The sequence below is a fragment of the Achromobacter sp. E1 genome (genome assembly GCF_037039475.1).
Lineage (GTDB): Bacteria > Pseudomonadota > Gammaproteobacteria > Burkholderiales > Burkholderiaceae_B > Achromobacter > Achromobacter mucicolens.
In genome coordinates this window covers 3725374-3739443 of sequence record NZ_CP146253.1, presented here as the reverse complement: position 1 = coordinate 3739443, position 14070 = coordinate 3725374, and the positions used below count along the sequence as shown (strand labels likewise).

The 14070-nt window shown below is 58.2% G+C and carries 15 protein-coding genes and 1 pseudogene; 4 read left to right on the top strand and 12 right to left on the bottom strand.

Annotated elements, in window-relative coordinates; translation table 11 throughout:
• The first annotated feature begins 56 nt into the window (after positions 1-56).
• Positions 57-431, top strand: a complete 375-nt coding sequence (locus V6V88_RS17370) for a hemagglutinin repeat-containing protein (RefSeq protein ID WP_338615801.1) — start codon at positions 57-59, stop codon at positions 429-431.
• Between the two features lie 1765 nt (positions 432-2196).
• Here V6V88_RS17370 and V6V88_RS17365 read toward each other — a convergent pair.
• Positions 2197-2718, bottom strand: coding sequence for an alpha-ketoglutarate-dependent dioxygenase AlkB (locus V6V88_RS17365; protein WP_338619638.1), 522 nt, complete (start codon positions 2716-2718; stop codon positions 2197-2199).
• A gap of 256 nt (positions 2719-2974) precedes the next feature.
• Here V6V88_RS17365 and V6V88_RS17360 point away from each other — a divergent pair, with 256 nt between their 5' ends.
• Complete coding sequence (locus V6V88_RS17360) at positions 2975-3295, top strand: colicin (RefSeq protein ID WP_338615800.1); 321 nt, start codon at positions 2975-2977, stop codon at positions 3293-3295.
• Positions 3296-3714: 419 nt separating this feature from the next.
• Positions 3715-4104, top strand: coding sequence for a hypothetical protein (locus V6V88_RS17355; RefSeq protein WP_338615798.1), 390 nt, complete (start codon positions 3715-3717; stop codon positions 4102-4104).
• A 309-nt stretch (positions 4105-4413) separates the two neighbouring features.
• Here the strand turns inward: V6V88_RS17355 and V6V88_RS17350 are convergent, their stop codons facing one another.
• Together V6V88_RS17350 and V6V88_RS17345 are read right to left on the bottom strand one after the other, a co-directional pair.
• Complete coding sequence (locus V6V88_RS17350) at positions 4414-6072, bottom strand: ABC-F family ATP-binding cassette domain-containing protein (RefSeq protein ID WP_338615796.1); 1659 nt, start codon at positions 6070-6072, stop codon at positions 4414-4416.
• Positions 6073-6441: 369 nt separating this feature from the next.
• Positions 6442-6927, bottom strand: coding sequence for an Lrp/AsnC family transcriptional regulator (locus V6V88_RS17345; protein WP_338619636.1), 486 nt, complete (start codon positions 6925-6927; stop codon positions 6442-6444).
• A 97-nt stretch (positions 6928-7024) separates the two neighbouring features.
• Between V6V88_RS17345 and V6V88_RS17340 the strand changes: the two genes are divergently transcribed.
• On the top strand, positions 7025-8515 hold the full coding sequence (locus tag V6V88_RS17340; protein WP_338615794.1) for an aminotransferase class V-fold PLP-dependent enzyme: 1491 nt from the start codon (positions 7025-7027) through the stop codon (positions 8513-8515).
• 60 nt (positions 8516-8575) lie between these two features.
• Here V6V88_RS17340 and V6V88_RS17335 read toward each other — a convergent pair whose 3' ends face one another.
• The 9 genes and pseudogenes from V6V88_RS17335 to V6V88_RS17295 form a co-directional block, all read right to left on the bottom strand.
• A complete protein-coding gene (locus V6V88_RS17335) occupies positions 8576-8944 on the bottom strand; it encodes a hypothetical protein (protein WP_279991368.1) in 369 nt (122 codons plus the stop codon).
• A 341-nt stretch (positions 8945-9285) separates the two neighbouring features.
• Positions 9286-10245 (bottom strand): tyrosine-type recombinase/integrase, encoded by a 960-nt coding sequence (locus tag V6V88_RS17330; RefSeq protein WP_338615792.1) that lies wholly within the window; start codon positions 10243-10245, stop codon positions 9286-9288.
• Positions 10246-10471: 226 nt separating this feature from the next.
• Positions 10472-10612: a hypothetical protein gene (locus V6V88_RS17325; protein ID WP_338615790.1), complete on the bottom strand. Its 141-nt coding sequence runs from the start codon at positions 10610-10612 to the stop codon at positions 10472-10474.
• On the bottom strand, positions 10605-11117 hold the full coding sequence (locus V6V88_RS17320; protein WP_338615789.1) for a class I SAM-dependent methyltransferase: 513 nt from the start codon (positions 11115-11117) through the stop codon (positions 10605-10607). The genes V6V88_RS17325 and V6V88_RS17320 overlap by 8 nt, the downstream gene beginning before the upstream one ends.
• Before the next feature lie 121 nt (positions 11118-11238).
• A complete protein-coding gene (locus tag V6V88_RS17315; RefSeq protein WP_253856624.1) occupies positions 11239-11598 on the bottom strand; it encodes a hypothetical protein in 360 nt (119 codons plus the stop codon).
• A gap of 1 nt (position 11599) precedes the next feature.
• On the bottom strand, positions 11600-12154 hold the full coding sequence (locus V6V88_RS17310) for a hypothetical protein (protein ID WP_338619747.1): 555 nt from the start codon (positions 12152-12154) through the stop codon (positions 11600-11602).
• Positions 12155-12254: 100 nt separating this feature from the next.
• Positions 12255-12587, bottom strand: a pseudogene (locus V6V88_RS17305) (DNA cytosine methyltransferase); the annotation flags it as partial.
• Positions 12588-12702: 115 nt separating this feature from the next.
• Entirely contained in the window at positions 12703-13290 is a 588-nt protein-coding gene (locus tag V6V88_RS17300; RefSeq protein ID WP_338615785.1) for a hypothetical protein, read from the bottom strand.
• A 40-nt stretch (positions 13291-13330) separates the two neighbouring features.
• On the bottom strand, positions 13331-13663 hold the full coding sequence (locus tag V6V88_RS17295) for a hypothetical protein (protein WP_338615782.1): 333 nt from the start codon (positions 13661-13663) through the stop codon (positions 13331-13333).
• Positions 13664-14070 lie beyond the last annotated feature (407 nt).

The following is a 14070-nucleotide window of genomic DNA, read 5'->3' as shown; positions in this document are numbered from 1 at the left end:
TCCAGCAAGTCAGCGAGACCAAACGCACGCAAGACACCGCGTTTGGATCGTCCATCATGGCCGGCGGCAATGTCTCCATCGTTGCCTTGGGCGAAAAGAATGTCGCCGGTTCCGTCAATTTGTCGATCGTGGGAAGCGACGTCACCGGCGAGAACGTCCTGCTGGCCGCGACCAGCGACCTGCACCTTCTTGGCCAGGCGCAGACTTCGACCGAACCATCAACCAACAAGAACAGCGGCTGGAAGGTCGGCATCGGCGTGTCCGATAGCGGCAGCGGTGGCGGGAAGGACGCCCCCGTATTCGCGGGTAAGGAAATTGCAATTCCAATTGGTAATGGCACCTCACTTGGAGCATCTGTGGATCCAATCTTTGATCCTGATTTGAATCGTTGGTGGGGGGCGAATTTATTAGAAAGAGTAGGCGGACAATAAATATGACTACGGGTGTTGGAATCGTCTTGCTCGGATTGGTGTCAATGTTTGTAGCGTGGCTCGTGCTTGGAGGGCAGGAGAAGGCGGGAAAATGGGAAAAATTTGTGTTTTGGCTAAAATCGACATTGTTCACCACTGCAGTTTTGTTGGTGTGGTTGATGTACAGGCTTCCGGAATTAGAGGTGGGGTGTGCAGCACTTATCGCTTTATGCTGCGGTGCATTTTTAAACTTATGTAAATCGCACGTCGGGCTGTTAATTCCCTAGGGGTTGCGATGATTAATTCTGATTGGGTGATTATTCTGAACACGCCGCGGTGTTAATTTCAAGATTGACTTGCAATGTTTATTAAATCGAAGACTTTTGCTGTGATTGCTTTGTTCGCTCTTTCTGGCTGCTCATTCATCATGGGTCGCCAGCTGCAGCTCTAACCTCGAATCCGGCGCCGAAAGAGAAAATCAGCCCAGTTCTGATTTATACATCTGATTGCGATTTCAAAAAAGAAATCGATGGGGTTGGTATATTGGGTGCGAGAACAGCCTATCCAGCTGCTTATGTAGGCGAGGCGGTATGCACGACGTTGAACTACGAACCTCCAAGCGCAATGGATGCGGCGGGAATTGCGGCGACGATTAGGACTCGCACGTCGGACCCGAAAACGGCCAGGCCCAGCACCCTGAAAGAAGACGCTGCGACTATCGGCGCAAAGTATGTTGTGGCCGTCGGGGAACCCAACGAATTCGCCGGATATCAACAGTACCCGCCCAGCATTGGCGTCAACATTTGACTGTACGACGCACATACCGGGGCCGCAAGCCGCAACATGATGCTGGATGTGCAAGGGATTATTTGCCATGAATCTACAAACGAAGATTACCCCAGTTTCCCCCGACTACGAAAGTTGCGCCGACTGTTATGCCCGGTTGATGATTTATCCTGGCGGGCGGCATCCGGATGTGATAACAGATATTCTCCATATTCAACCCACGTCGGTTAATGTTGTCGGTGATGTGATTACCAACTCCCGAGGTCGGACAAGGCAAATTAAGAATTCGGGATGGTTCTTGTCAACAGAAGGCCTTGTCCTATCAAAGGATATTAGGCAGCACATAGATTGGTTGGTAAAAATAATATATCCACGCCACCATTCGTTAAAAGAAATTCAAAACATGGATGAGATGAAAATAACGCTCAAATGCGTCTGGTTTTCGTTGTTGGGACATAGTGGCCCAGTACTATGGCCGGAGCAAATGAGAGCGCTCGCAGAGTTAGACTTAGAGTGCTCATTCGATATTTACTTTGTAAATCAATAAGGGCTATTGCAAATCACCTTATCTCCTGGGCAAGGCGCGGGGATGGCGCTTCGTATAATCTGCTCGGTGTGGTTGAGTTTGTGGATGTCCGACAATACCGCCCCCTCCTCGTAAGTACCCTTGTCCGGTAGGCATCGGCGGCAAAAGGCTCGGCGTACGGGTTAGCCGACGAGTATCGCTTACAGCGGGCTTAAGTTGTCACCAAACCTACTAAAAATCATGTTCCCTGTGCGGACTAGGATATGAATGTGACAATCGTTCGGAAGGGTTTTGTTGTGTCTGGCGAGTATTCTGGCTGGAAGATTTTTATTGCTGATGACCGAGATGGTGACACATGTGGTTATTATATTTACCTGAAGAAAAGTGATCTTGAGGGGTTCGATTACTGGTTCGAGAATGAGACCGGACTTCAAACCCAGCTAGCTGATTTTGAAGTGAGATGGATGGATTAAGTTAGGTCGGTAAAACGCATGATCGACGGCAGAAGAAGCGGCGCAGCGGCATCGGACCGCTGGTCGGACACATAGAGGGTGAAGGCAAGTTCGGCTGTAACTGGCTCACGGGCGCCGGCGGATGCGGTCCATGTCGTTTTGTATGGCGCGGGCCAAAGCATCCGCCTGCTGCTACGCCAGTTGCGGTTTTCTTTGAGCCTTGTTTCTGGTGAGTTGGGCGTACGGATTTACCGCAAGAGCGGTGTCCGCGATCCGATGCGGCCTCCCGCGCCGCGTCCTGCGCCCATTGCCTGAGGGCTTGCGGCAATGCCGGCCAGGGCTGCCCGGAGACGGGATCGATGCGGCTGTAGCGATAGCCGCGGGCGTCCGTCGTCCAACCCAGGTCGCCACAATTGGTCAATGCGACCGACCTCGTGTAGCTGCCGAACGTCTCCATGTGCCGAAACGACGCCTGCGCTGTCAAGTCGTCCACGCCGGCCAGCAGTGCGTCCACGGTCGGCAGCGCAAGGCCGCTCCGCACCATCGCCAGGGCAACAGAATAACGACCTGTTGGACGGGACTTCGACAACATCGCCGGGCCGGAGGAGCAGGGACTAGAGCTGATATGTAACGAAGGTCGAGATCAATCAGATCCAACGGGTGAGGCAGGGCGGCTGACCGGGCAGCAATGCGAGTCTGCGGTAGCCAAAATCGTTGACGGACAGGGCGTTCTGTTACCAGAGGTCCGATTTACTATGAGAAAAATGGTGCACACATTGTTCCAGATGCAAGGAATTAAGATGCTGTTTACTTCACAATTGCCCGATTGGCTCGTAGCGTGTTTTCGGATTGCGCTACTTGGCGAAATTTATCCCAATATTAGAGCTATCGCCGTCGGGTATCATGAGGGCGGTTTCGTATTGATTCGATATTATCTTGATCGTCAACCAATAGACTACGATTTTGAGAGCATTGAAGTTGTAGCTACAAATTTAGATGCATTGGGAGGAAAAAAACGGGATATCAATAAAATTGATGTCCAGTGTGTGTATGCGGATGGTATCCAGGGAGCTTTAGAAGCGCTCAGTGGTTTCATCTATTCTCGACGGGAATATAGCTAGGTCGGCTTTAACTGAGTAAGTCATCGAATTTTTGATGGAGCGAAGATAATCAGATGATTAACGGGGTGTGGCTGACACTGAAGGGCTACCCAGTGCGGGCGCGGACTATCCGGTTTAGTAGAGAGAATTTATATGTCGTGTCCGAGGTGTGGGCAGGGAGATGTTGTCAAGGTTAAGATTATAGGTGGCGACACTTGCTTGTTCGTATGTGAAGAGTGCGAGGCCTCATGGTTGTTATACGAAGATATTGGAGTTAAGGGCTTCGTCGACTTTGGAACTTATATGGAAAGTTTCGGGCTAAAACCACTATGGAATGAGGTTGAAATCATCCCTGAGTAGGTGCAAAGGGGACTGGATCAGCCGCCCCGTGCTTACGGGTGGTGCAGGAATTTGGTACCGGCGCTCCCAGGAGTGCTCAAATGACGCCAATGGAAAGTGCAAGCGATCAAAAAATTAGAGAAAGGCGAATTTCGTCTGTCTCCTATACTTTAGAGGATTACCCCGCGAGTGCTAAATGCTCGTGCTGCCGTAGTGCTTCCCGGGCAGCCGAGCCGACTTCGGCCACCACTGAACTTCGCAAGCCAGCAGGCACGGACTGCCACAACGCCAGCCAAAGCAAGGTCAATGCGGGAGGCATTTTCGGCTTTGGCTCCATGCTTGGCAGCACTTATCTCGGCGCTAGTATCGGCAAGTCCAAGCCCAACTGCGACAGCGTTATCGAGCAGTCCGGCCTGTACGCGGGCAGCCCCGTATCAAATGAAATTGGCGAGTTCGTTAAAGGAATTAATCTTGGCGTCCCAATCAAATAATGCGATCAAGAGAATTATCATCAAGGACGGAAATATTCGTTCGTCAATTCAGTTTCTCCTTGTAGGAGTTGGTTGGGGGGCGCATATTTAGGATCTGAAATCTCGTTTTGGCTTGGGATTGTCGGTCTCTGCATTGCCGCGATTGGGGGATACGCGGGTTTGGCTGGAAGCGTCGTTGTTAAGCCGTTTAAGGATAAGTAGCCGTGTCCGTAAATGGTCAACCAAGCGCTCGACATTGGGTCCCCGTGAGTACTCGATCTTCTATTGAATTTGATTAGATCTCTAACGTATACGTCATCGGCCAATGTGTTATGCCGCAGTGATCCGCCAGCCTTGGAGCTCCCAAACCATTTCATGCGTAGGCGCAATCCCCTCCAAAAACGCCTCATCATGCGACACCACGACCATCGCACCGGGATACCCTCGCAGCGCCTTCTCCATCGCCTCCGCCGACTCAATATCCAAATGATTCGTCGGCTCATCCAGCAGTAGCAACTGCGCAGGCGCTTTCCGCCACAATGCACATGCCAGCGCAGCCTTGAGGCGTTCCCCGCCGCTCAAGGTCCCGGCGGGCGCATTGACCTGCTCAGATCCCAGGCCCAGCAACGCCAACCGACTGCGAAGTTCACCTTCCGATAACGTGGCGCCCAGCGCATGAAGCGTCTCCAGCAGGGACTTATCTTCCGGAATGACGGACGCCCGCTGGTCCAGCATGGCGGTCGGCACGCGGACGTCGCAGAGGCCTTCGTGCGGAATCAACTCCCCCGCCAACATCGATAGCAACGCGCTCTTCCCGCAGCCATTCGGCCCGCGAATTGCCAAACGGAAAGGGCCGGACAGGGTCATCGTCAGCGCGCAAGCGTCCGCTGGATAGGGCGGTCTCGCATGCTCCAGATGCAGTACGCGGCGGCCCTGCGGCACCGCGGTTTCGGGCAAAGCCAGTGCGACGTTGGCCGATTGATCAATCTGTGCGGCTGCCTGCCTTACCGCGTCATCCAGCGCGGCAACCGCATCCTGCCGCCGCACGTTCTCTCTGCCCGCATGAGCTTGGGCATTCTCCTTCTTCATCCCCAGCAGGATCGGCGCCTGGTTCGCATCCTGGGCCTTGCGGGTGTCGCGGGCGGTGCGTTGTCGTTGGGCGTCGTGTTGCCGGCGCAGCGCGCGCAGGGTGGCGGCCCGTTCGTTGCGGGCGTGTGCGAGGGACGCTTCGTTGGCGGCGGTCAAGCGATCGCGGTGGTCGCGGTAGGCGGAATAGTTGCCGGAATGGAAATTGAGGTTGCCGCGATCCAGTTCGACGATGGAGGACATGGCATCGAGCAGCGTCCTGTCATGGCTGACGACAATCAAGCCGCCGCGCCAGGCGGCGATGTGGTCCATGAGCCAGCGGCGGGCGCCTGCGTCCAGGTGGTTGCTGGGTTCGTCCAGCAGCAAGGCGTCCGGGGTTTGCATCAGGGCGCCTGCGAGCGCGACGCGGGTCAGTTCGCCTCCACTGGCGGCCGATGCGGGATGTTCGGGCTGCCACGCAGGTAAACCTGCGTCGGCAAGCATGCGGGTCCATTCATCTCGAATGCGCCAATGGCCTTCGGCAAGGTCGTAATCCGATTGGCGGGTGCTGCCGGATTCGATGTTGGACAAGGCGTCAAGAATCGGCGCGATGCCGGCGACTTGGGCCAAGGTGGCGAGGGCGGATCGTGGTTGTTCCTGCGGGACGTAGGCGATGCGGCCGTGACGCACGATGCGGCCGCTTTGTGTGGCGATAACGCCGTGCGCCAATTGCAGCAGCACGGACTTGCCCGCGCCGTTGCGGCCGATGAGGCCGTGGCGGATGGGGGCGAAGTCGTGGCTGACGTCGCGGAGCAGGACGCGGCCGTCTGGCAGCGCATGGCTGACGTGACGCAGGCTGAGGAAAGGCGCCGACGCGGGCGGCTGAGGATGCGCCGATGCGGGCGCGTGAGAAGACTGGGCCATGGAAAGCTCTCCGGAATCGACAAGGCGCGTTGCGCGAAGCGCAAGCGGTGATCTGGGGGAGGGCTTAGAGGGTCATGGCCGGACGAGTCTCCGCGATGAGGGAATAAGTGAGATTCGAGCAGTGTGCCGCGGGAAAGTTCCGGGCTGCACGGTGCGAAGCATTTTAACGGGCTGGCGGCACCGTAGACGCATTTCCGTTTTTACACCGGCAACTGGCAAGCGAAATGCTGGGCCGTTTTGAAAGGGCGGCTGACATTTAAACCTGTGAACGGTAGGGCATATGCCGCCGGCATTGAAACACATGACCGTTAAGGCTCAAGCAGCCGGTAAAAGAACCATGCGGTCATCAGCGACGCCGCCCGATCGTCCTCAATCCTCCAGCAGCCGCAAATCAGGCGGTCGGTTTTCGATAATGGCTTCCATGCTGAAGAACCCCGTCACCGTGGAGAGCTCAAAATCCGTGATCAGCTTCTGATAGAAGCGGTCGTACCCTGCCATGCCGCGGCAGACGACTTTGATCAGGTAGTCCCAATCGCCGCCGATGCGATAGAACTCGGTGACTTCGGGTAGTCGTTCGACGTGCTGGCGGAATCCGTCAGCCCAGGCCTTGGCATGGTGGCTGGTGCGGATCATGACAAAGACGGTCAGATCCAGGCCCAGGGCGACAAGGCTGACCTCTGCGCGCGTGCCGCGGATGATGCCGCAGGCGTTCAGGCGTTGAAGCCTGCGCCAGCATGCGTTCTGGGACAGGCCGACCCGATCGGCTAGCTCGCGCTGCGACAAGGAACCGTCTTTTTGCAGGCAGTTGATGATGCTTAGATCAAGCTCGTCTATTTTTTCCATGGATTCGATCATATGACCCGTTTGTGCGAAAAAACAGCAAAAAAAACGGTGATGTTTCATCTCGGCATCCATCGTATGATATTTCCGAACTTTTCGGATCTATTGCCTCATGAACACGACCCTCGCCGGTGCGCCCGCAGGCGCCCCGGCTTCGCCTTTGCAGCAGTTCCAGGACAGCTTGAAGACTTCCGATATTGCGGCCGCGCTTGCCGACGGGCTTATCGGAAAGGACGCCAGCATTGATGGACCTTTTGGCTCCAAGCCGCTTGTTTACGCCGATTACGTGGCGTCGGGCCGTGCACTGATGCAGGTCGAGCGCTTTGTGCTGGAACAGGTGCTTCCTTATTACGCCAATTCGCACACGGAAGCCTCGTTCTGCGGCGGCTTCATTACGCGTCTGCGGCGCGAGGCGCGTGCGGCGATTGGCCGCGGTTGCGGGGCGGGCGACGAACACGCGGTGATTTTCTCGGGCTCGGGCGCTACGGCCGGCATCAACCGGCTGGTGAATCTGTTTGGCGTGAAGGCGGCGGTGGCGGCTGGCCGGAAGGTCCGGGTCATTATCGGACCCTACGAGCATCATTCGAACATCCTGCCGTGGCGCGAATGCGGCGCTGACATCGTCGAACTGGAAGAAAGCCCCGAAGGCGGGCCGGATCTGGCGCAACTGGCGCAAGCACTGGACGCGCCGGCGGGCGCGCTGGTCGTGTGCGCGCTGTCGGCGGCGTCGAATGTGACGGGTATCGTCGCGGACGTCGAAGGCATCACGCGGCGGGTGAAGGCAGCCGGCGCGAAGATGCTGTGGGACTATGCAGGCGGCGCGCCGTACCTGCCGATTCGCATGTCGCCGGCGCCTGATGCGCAGATCGACGCCATCGTGTTTTCGCCGCACAAGTTCATTGGTGGTCCGGGTGCCTCGGGCGTCCTGATCGTGCGCCGCGATGCGGTGCTGGATACGACGCCGACGTGGCCGGGTGGCGGCACGGTGAAGTTCGTGTCGCCCGTGGGCCATGACTACAGCGGCAGCCTGGAGTCGCGTGAGGAAGCGGGTACGCCGAACGTGGTGGGGGACATCCGCGCCGCGTTGGTGGTGCTGGTCAAGGAAGCAATGGGCGCGGATTTCATGCAGCAGCGCCACGCGCATTTCGTGCAGCGCGCGCTGGCGGCGTGGAAGGGCGCCGAGCGCCTGGAACTGCTGGGGTCGCTGACAGCGAATCGCCTGCCGATTTTTTCTTTCCGGGTGCGCGACGGTAAGGGCGGGTTCGTGCATCAGCAGTTGGTGACGCGGATGCTGAGCGACCGTTTTGGCATTCAGGCTCGTGGCGGATGTGCGTGCGCGGGTCCGTACGTGCATCGTCTGCTGGAAATCGATGACGCGCAGTCTTTGCAGATGCGTCAGGCCATTCTGGATGGCCGGGAAATCGAAAAACCCGGCTTTGTGCGCTTGAACTTCAGTGCGTTGCTGTCGGACGCGAAGGCGGATTTCATTCTGGAATCGGTGTTGGCGCTGGCGGCCGATGCCACGGAATACGCGCACCTTTATGGCTTTGATCCCAGCCGCGCCATTTTCTTTCCGCATGACGCGCAAAAGAAGGCGGCTTGACGTGCGCTAGCGAACGACTGCGGTTGCGGCGCTTGAACGGCCGCAATCGCAGGCGCGCGTTCAATTCTTCATGTGCAGGCCGCAGGTCCGGATCCACGACGCCTTCATATCCGTGAGGTCGTCGGACGCGCCCGTCAGCGTGCGCGTGACCTGATCCGAAAACTGCACGCCGTCGCGGCGGCATGCTTCAAAGTCGTCGCTGAGCGCAAAGCGCGCGTCCAGCAGGTCCAGCCGGCCTTGGCAAAGCTCCCGATTCAATTCCAGATTATTGGCGGCCTCGCGCGTGCGTTGGACGTCTTGCGCCTGTTTGATGCGGGCCAGCTCCGCATCGACGCGCGCGATGCAGCCGTCGTCGGCCAAGGCGGGCGCGCTGGCGCACGCGGCGATGAGTAGTGCGATGCCGAGTGACGGGCGATGGAGTACGGCCATGCTGGATAACCTTGATGTAGCGCGATGATCGGCTTGCATCATAACTGTTGCTTGATCGGCATTCCTGGCGCGCAGCCCCAGCCACTTGCGGCACAGGCGTCGTGCACTGTGCAAAACGCCAGTTTACCGATGTCTCAAACTGTCCTACCGTCGTTTCCAGATCATTGGCTCACGAAGCCCGGGTGTGCGCTTATCGCTTCCATGTAAGCAGCCAGCGGTCAACCCTTCTGTTTTATCAACGCTTTACGACGGAGATGAAAGAGAATGACCAAGATTAATACATGCCTGGAGAGGCGCATAAATGCTGCGTCTTGATGCACCGGTCAATTAGACGTCTAAAACTAGCTACCGTTTTTGGTCGGCCCACGCACCACCTTCACACGCTTGTCGCGCAAGTAAATCTCGGTCGTCTTTCGGTCTGAGTGTCCCAACAATGCCATTGGATCAGCCCCTTGCTCGTCAGCATGTGTGCCAGACATCGCCCGGATGTCGTGTAGCGTCGCATCCTCGACCTTTGCCTTCGACGCCGCCCGTTTGAATTCGCGCCAGACGTTGGTATGTATGCGTGGTTTGTCGTCGCGGGAGCCAAGCAGGTAGCGCTTGTTCCCAACCACCTCTCGCGCTCGCTGCACCGCAGCTTCCAATTCCGGCGTCCAGCCGACGATCAGCTGTTTTCCAGTCTTCTGCTGTTGGAAGAAGATGCCGCGGTCCAGGATGTGGTCTTCCTCGATCTCCAGAACATCTCCAATGCGCTGGCCGGTCAGGTAGCAGATGTCCATGACGCATTGCATCCAGTCCTGGGCTTGGGCGTGGATTGCGCCGTACTCCTCACGGCTAAGCAGCCGATCTCGAGACTTCGTCGCGAAGCGCTTGACGCTGACGCATGGGTTCGACTCTACCTTGCCGCGGTCTAGCGCCCACTGGAACGTCAAATTCAGGACGGTGAGAAGCCGGTTGGCGCGCCCGTACGTGTGGGCGAACGCATCCATCATCTGAACGACGTGTCCGTGCTTGATCTGGTCGGGTAGGAAGTTGGCAAAGACCTCCTTGAGGGTCTCCGCCGCAGGCCTATAGAGACGTTGAGTAGCGGGGGAAATGTCCTTGAGAAGGTGGGGCAGCGCGGCATCTATCAGCGCCGTCATGCCTTCTTGGGGGACTGAGACGATACGTGCGTATTCAACCAGTGCACTATGCAGGTCCGTCCCAATCTTGCGCCATTTACCGCCCTTGACGTACCAGAACGCCCCGTGCTTCTGGTAAACGCAAGCTGGGAGATGACGGTCCTTGGTTCTTGGTCGCATGGCCTAATGCTGCCTCCATAGCGGCCCGGAGAACCACGGGGGTTCCATCAGGGCGGATTTTGAACGGGATGCCAAGGAATTTCAGGGCGTCAACCTGCCCGTTCTTCCTGGCCTTCCCGGTAAGTTCGATCAGCTCCTCTTGGGAAAGCGTGAGCATATCGCCTCCAAAACAAAACCCGCACGAAGCGGGCTGAATCAGTAATGAGTCATTGACGCCTTTTGTGCGTCATAAATGTGGCAATTGAGCCAGCAGCGCCTTTGCATCGGCATAGGCCCGCATGGCGCGCTGCTCGTCGATCTTGTCGGCCCCGAGGGTTTCGGCGCACTCGCGGAGCTGGGCGGCCAGGCGCTCGATGAGGTCATTCATAAACGGTGCCTCCGTCGTTGTGCTGCTTGGGATGGGGCGGCTTCATGAACGTCATCCAATGCGTGTCTGCGCGCTTCCCGCTGGGATGGCCGAACAGCGGCTTGTGCGGCGTGAGCGCCAGAATCTGTGGCGTGCGAATCTGGATGGCGTTCCACTTGAAAATCAGGACGCCTTCCGGCTTCAGGACGCGGAAGCACTCCGCGAAGCCCCGCCGCAGATCCTCCTGCCAATCGTCCCCGAGGATGCCGTACTTGGCGCGTAGCCAGGAATCGCGCCCGGCATGCCGAAGGTGCGGCGGGTCAAATGCCACCAGCCGGAACGATTCGTCCGGGAACGGCATGGCACGGAAGTCCATGTTCAGGTCGGGCGTGATCCTGAAGGCGCGGCCGTCGCACAGCGTGTGTTCCTCGCTGCGGATATCGCCGAACAGGGCGCGCTGGTCCTGCCGGTCAAACCACATCATGCGGCCGCCGCAGCACGGGTCCAAGATCATCGTTTCATTCATGCCGCGCCTCCGTCCTTGTGGTCGGGGTGGGCCAGCGCCAGCTTTGTGGCCACAGCAGATGCGGCGCCGCAGGAGAATTGGCAAACGATGCGTCCAGAAAGCATGGCGTGGGCAGCGTCGCTCATCTCAGACTTCCACGCTGAGCATATTGATTGCGGCACCCCTTCAAGCCCATATAAACTCGTGCCACATTATTTTCCCTGGGATACCGGACATGTATACGCATGAGGATGCTGTCACCTATCTGAGAAACTGGCTCAAGATGGCCGAGTCCGACCTTCAGCATGCACTTGTTGCGGTGCAGACGGCACTGGATACTCAAGATCAGCTTGATATTCGGAGCGCCATCGGTCAGATCGAGAGTCTGGAAGGAACTAGAGCCATGGTCGAAAGAGCTCTGCGAATGCAACTCGCCACCGGCGGGCTTGATTAAGCTGGCGGCTTCTTGCAAAGCTGGAACGGCGGTGTTGGTCAGAGACATTTCATGCTTTCCTCGATGAATATTTGCGCTTGCTGCGCGTTGATCGCGTTGCCGTAGGCGCGCAGGCGTCCCACTCGGGCGGGAGCCCCATGAGCCAGCGGGAATGTGCCGGGTTCAACTGGCCGCCACTTTCCATCCCGGCACAAGAGCCAGTCAGCAGCTCGCCAGAAGCCGTTAACCGGGCCGGGCCGCATATCGCCGCCGCCATGGCCAGGTCCTGTGGCGAGCCCTTGCGCGAGATCTCCGACATGGCGCCGTCCAACGTCCGCACATTCTTCTCGCCGTCCGCCGCGCGCGGTGTCGGCCTCGTCGCCATTTCTACCGTCCGACGGCTGCTGTCGTTGTTCCCCGCCGCGTTGTTGCCGTTCTGCGCCGGGGTGCCCGCCATCGGCGTCGGCCATCCGGCCAGCATCGTGAAATCGTTTAGGTTCGACCCATGACGCGTCTCGCCCATCGCGCGCTTCGCTTGGCCGCCGCCGCTCGCGTCCTGCGCTTGCGGCGTTGGCCAGCCCGCCAGGACGACTATCTCGTTCAAGGGCCGGCTGTTGTGCGTCATGTCTTTGCCGGCAGAGTTGGCGCCCTTGTGGTCCCGGGCCTGCGGCGTGGGCCAAGAAGTAGGTTCGGTCCCGGATGTGCGGAGCACCGATGCTCGCAGACGGGAAAGCGCACGCCGCGACGGCAAAGGCCAGGGCTTCCAGGTCAGTCGAAACAAGGTCGAGCCAAGGCTCTGCGTCCTTGCTTGCAACCTGTTCGCCAAAGACGATTGGAGGGCGGCACTCTTGGATGAGCCAGTGCCAAGCCGGCCAGAGGTGCCGCTCGTCATCAAACGCAGTTCCTTTGCCTGCCGCGGAGAAAGGTTGGCAGGGGCAGGAACCGGTCCAAACAGGTCGATCATCGGGCCATCCGGCGCGCCGAAGGGCATACGACCAGACGCCGATGCCGGCGAAGAAATGGCACTGTGTGTAGCTGCGAAGGTCATCGGGGTGCACGTCCTCAATACTGCGTTCGTCCACGTCGCCCGGGGCTATGTGGCCGGCCGCGATCAGGTTGCGGAGCCAGTCGGCCGCATATGGGTCGATTTCGTTGTAGTAGGCGCCCGGCACATCACCCCTCCTGCTGCTGAGAGGCTGCACGGGTCACGGTCTGAGCGTGCTCACGCATGGTCGCGCGGCCCTGTTCGGGCATATGCGCCCAGGGATAGTCCATGCACTCGGCCATCGCTTTCGCAGCAGCCTCGATGTTGAGGGCCGGCAGCCGCGCATCGCCAGCAGCGGGAGCGGCAACGGAGGCGCTGACCTCCCGCAGGCACTGGTTCCAGCCTCGGATGAATTCACCGTGGTATCGCAAGTCATAGAGCGGCTTGGGCAACGCCGAGAAACCGGCATAGAGCGGGACCCACGCGCCGGACTGCTTGCGCACATCTTCGATGTGGTCATTGTGGATCGGCCCCTCATAGCTGTCATCGGAGCGCGGGCGATACCAGAACAGGGGCTGCCGCTCGTCCCTCGCATCGTCCTGTGCGCTGGCGGGAGGGGTGGGAGCAGCGGCCAGCATGGCTTGGAATGCTGCGTCTAAGGCGTCATCGCGGTTTTGCCCGCCGTTTTCTAATCTGTTGAAAGCAACAAGCGCATTCACACGCATTTCATAACTGCGCTCGACCGGCACTGTCTTCCAGCCTGGGATCGTGTGCATACTCGTACTCCTGCGGCGATAAGGTAGGATGCTCCCCAAATCAAGGAGCCAAAATGATTTCAAACGATGAGGTTGTCGGCAAAAAAGGGAGATCGACATGCCTGCTGGCATCGTGCGGCGCACTGCTTCTTGGTCTGGCAGTCGCGGCGCCAGTGCTTGCTGCATGTGGGGTTATGAAGCCGAGCGGAATGGAGAGCGCTGCGTGGGTGCAGCGGAGTGCTTCGATAACTGCGATTTTTTCGCTGTTGGTGCCGGTTCTTAGTAACTTTGCACTGCGTCGACTATGGAAGCCAGGCACCTTTGCTTCCTTGGAGTTAATACCAACGCTCAACAAATACGAGCCAGTTTTTGCCGCTATGAACGGAATTTCCATTTTGTTCACATTGGCTGGGACACTTCTTTGGGGCTACGGCGATCTCATTCCTGAGTCGTGGTTGCTCCGGGGGCGGTCGTGAGTGGGATTTGTTGATCGAGCGCTGGGCGGGCGCCCTTCGGAAGGGCGTGTCATGGGCATACAGGATTTCGGTGATAAAGATGAATGCAAGGGCTTGGTTGAGGAGTCTGTGGGTTAGGGTATCGATCGCTTGTTCTCTGGTCGTGCTGATTTATGTCTGGTACGCAAAGGGGCTGACTTCTGCCGAAATGGCGTCCTGGGTCCAAGCGATAGGTGCATTATTGGCAATTGCCTTAGCAATCTACTTGGCTCGATCGTCAGCGGAACGCGAAGACGCCGTCCGAGAGAGGGCGGCCGCATCAGCCGCGGAAGGCCGGCAGCTGGAT

Bases quoted from the DNA above. Each gene is read 5' to 3' on its own strand.
- V6V88_RS17330 (WP_338615792.1), bottom strand. From the start codon at position 10,245: ATGCGACCAAGAACCAAGGACCGTCATCTCCCAGCTTGCGTTTACCAG.
- V6V88_RS17335 (WP_279991368.1), bottom strand. From the start codon at position 8,944: ATGGCCGTACTCCATCGCCCGTCACTCGGCATCGCACTACTCATCGCC.
- V6V88_RS17355 (WP_338615798.1), top strand. From the start codon at position 3,715: ATGACGCCAATGGAAAGTGCAAGCGATCAAAAAATTAGAGAAAGGCGA.
- V6V88_RS17370 (WP_338615801.1), top strand. From the start codon at position 57: ATGGCCGGCGGCAATGTCTCCATCGTTGCCTTGGGCGAAAAGAATGTC.
- V6V88_RS17345 (WP_338619636.1), bottom strand. From the start codon at position 6,927: ATGATCGAATCCATGGAAAAAATAGACGAGCTTGATCTAAGCATCATC.
- V6V88_RS17365 (WP_338619638.1), bottom strand. From the start codon at position 2,718: ATGGTGCGGAGCGGCCTTGCGCTGCCGACCGTGGACGCACTGCTGGCC.
- V6V88_RS17295 (WP_338615782.1), bottom strand. From the start codon at position 13,663: ATGGAAATTCCGTTCATAGCGGCAAAAACTGGCTCGTATTTGTTGAGC.
- V6V88_RS17315 (WP_253856624.1), bottom strand. From the start codon at position 11,598: ATGTCTCTGACCAACACCGCCGTTCCAGCTTTGCAAGAAGCCGCCAGC.
- V6V88_RS17310 (WP_338619747.1), bottom strand. From the start codon at position 12,154: ATGACGCACAACAGCCGGCCCTTGAACGAGATAGTCGTCCTGGCGGGC.
- V6V88_RS17360 (WP_338615800.1), top strand. From the start codon at position 2,975: ATGCTGTTTACTTCACAATTGCCCGATTGGCTCGTAGCGTGTTTTCGG.
- V6V88_RS17320 (WP_338615789.1), bottom strand. From the start codon at position 11,117: ATGAATGAAACGATGATCTTGGACCCGTGCTGCGGCGGCCGCATGATG.
- V6V88_RS17340 (WP_338615794.1), top strand. From the start codon at position 7,025: ATGAACACGACCCTCGCCGGTGCGCCCGCAGGCGCCCCGGCTTCGCCT.
- V6V88_RS17300 (WP_338615785.1), bottom strand. From the start codon at position 13,290: ATGCACACGATCCCAGGCTGGAAGACAGTGCCGGTCGAGCGCAGTTAT.
- V6V88_RS17350 (WP_338615796.1), bottom strand. From the start codon at position 6,072: ATGGCCCAGTCTTCTCACGCGCCCGCATCGGCGCATCCTCAGCCGCCC.
- V6V88_RS17325 (WP_338615790.1), bottom strand. From the start codon at position 10,612: ATGAATGACCTCATCGAGCGCCTGGCCGCCCAGCTCCGCGAGTGCGCC.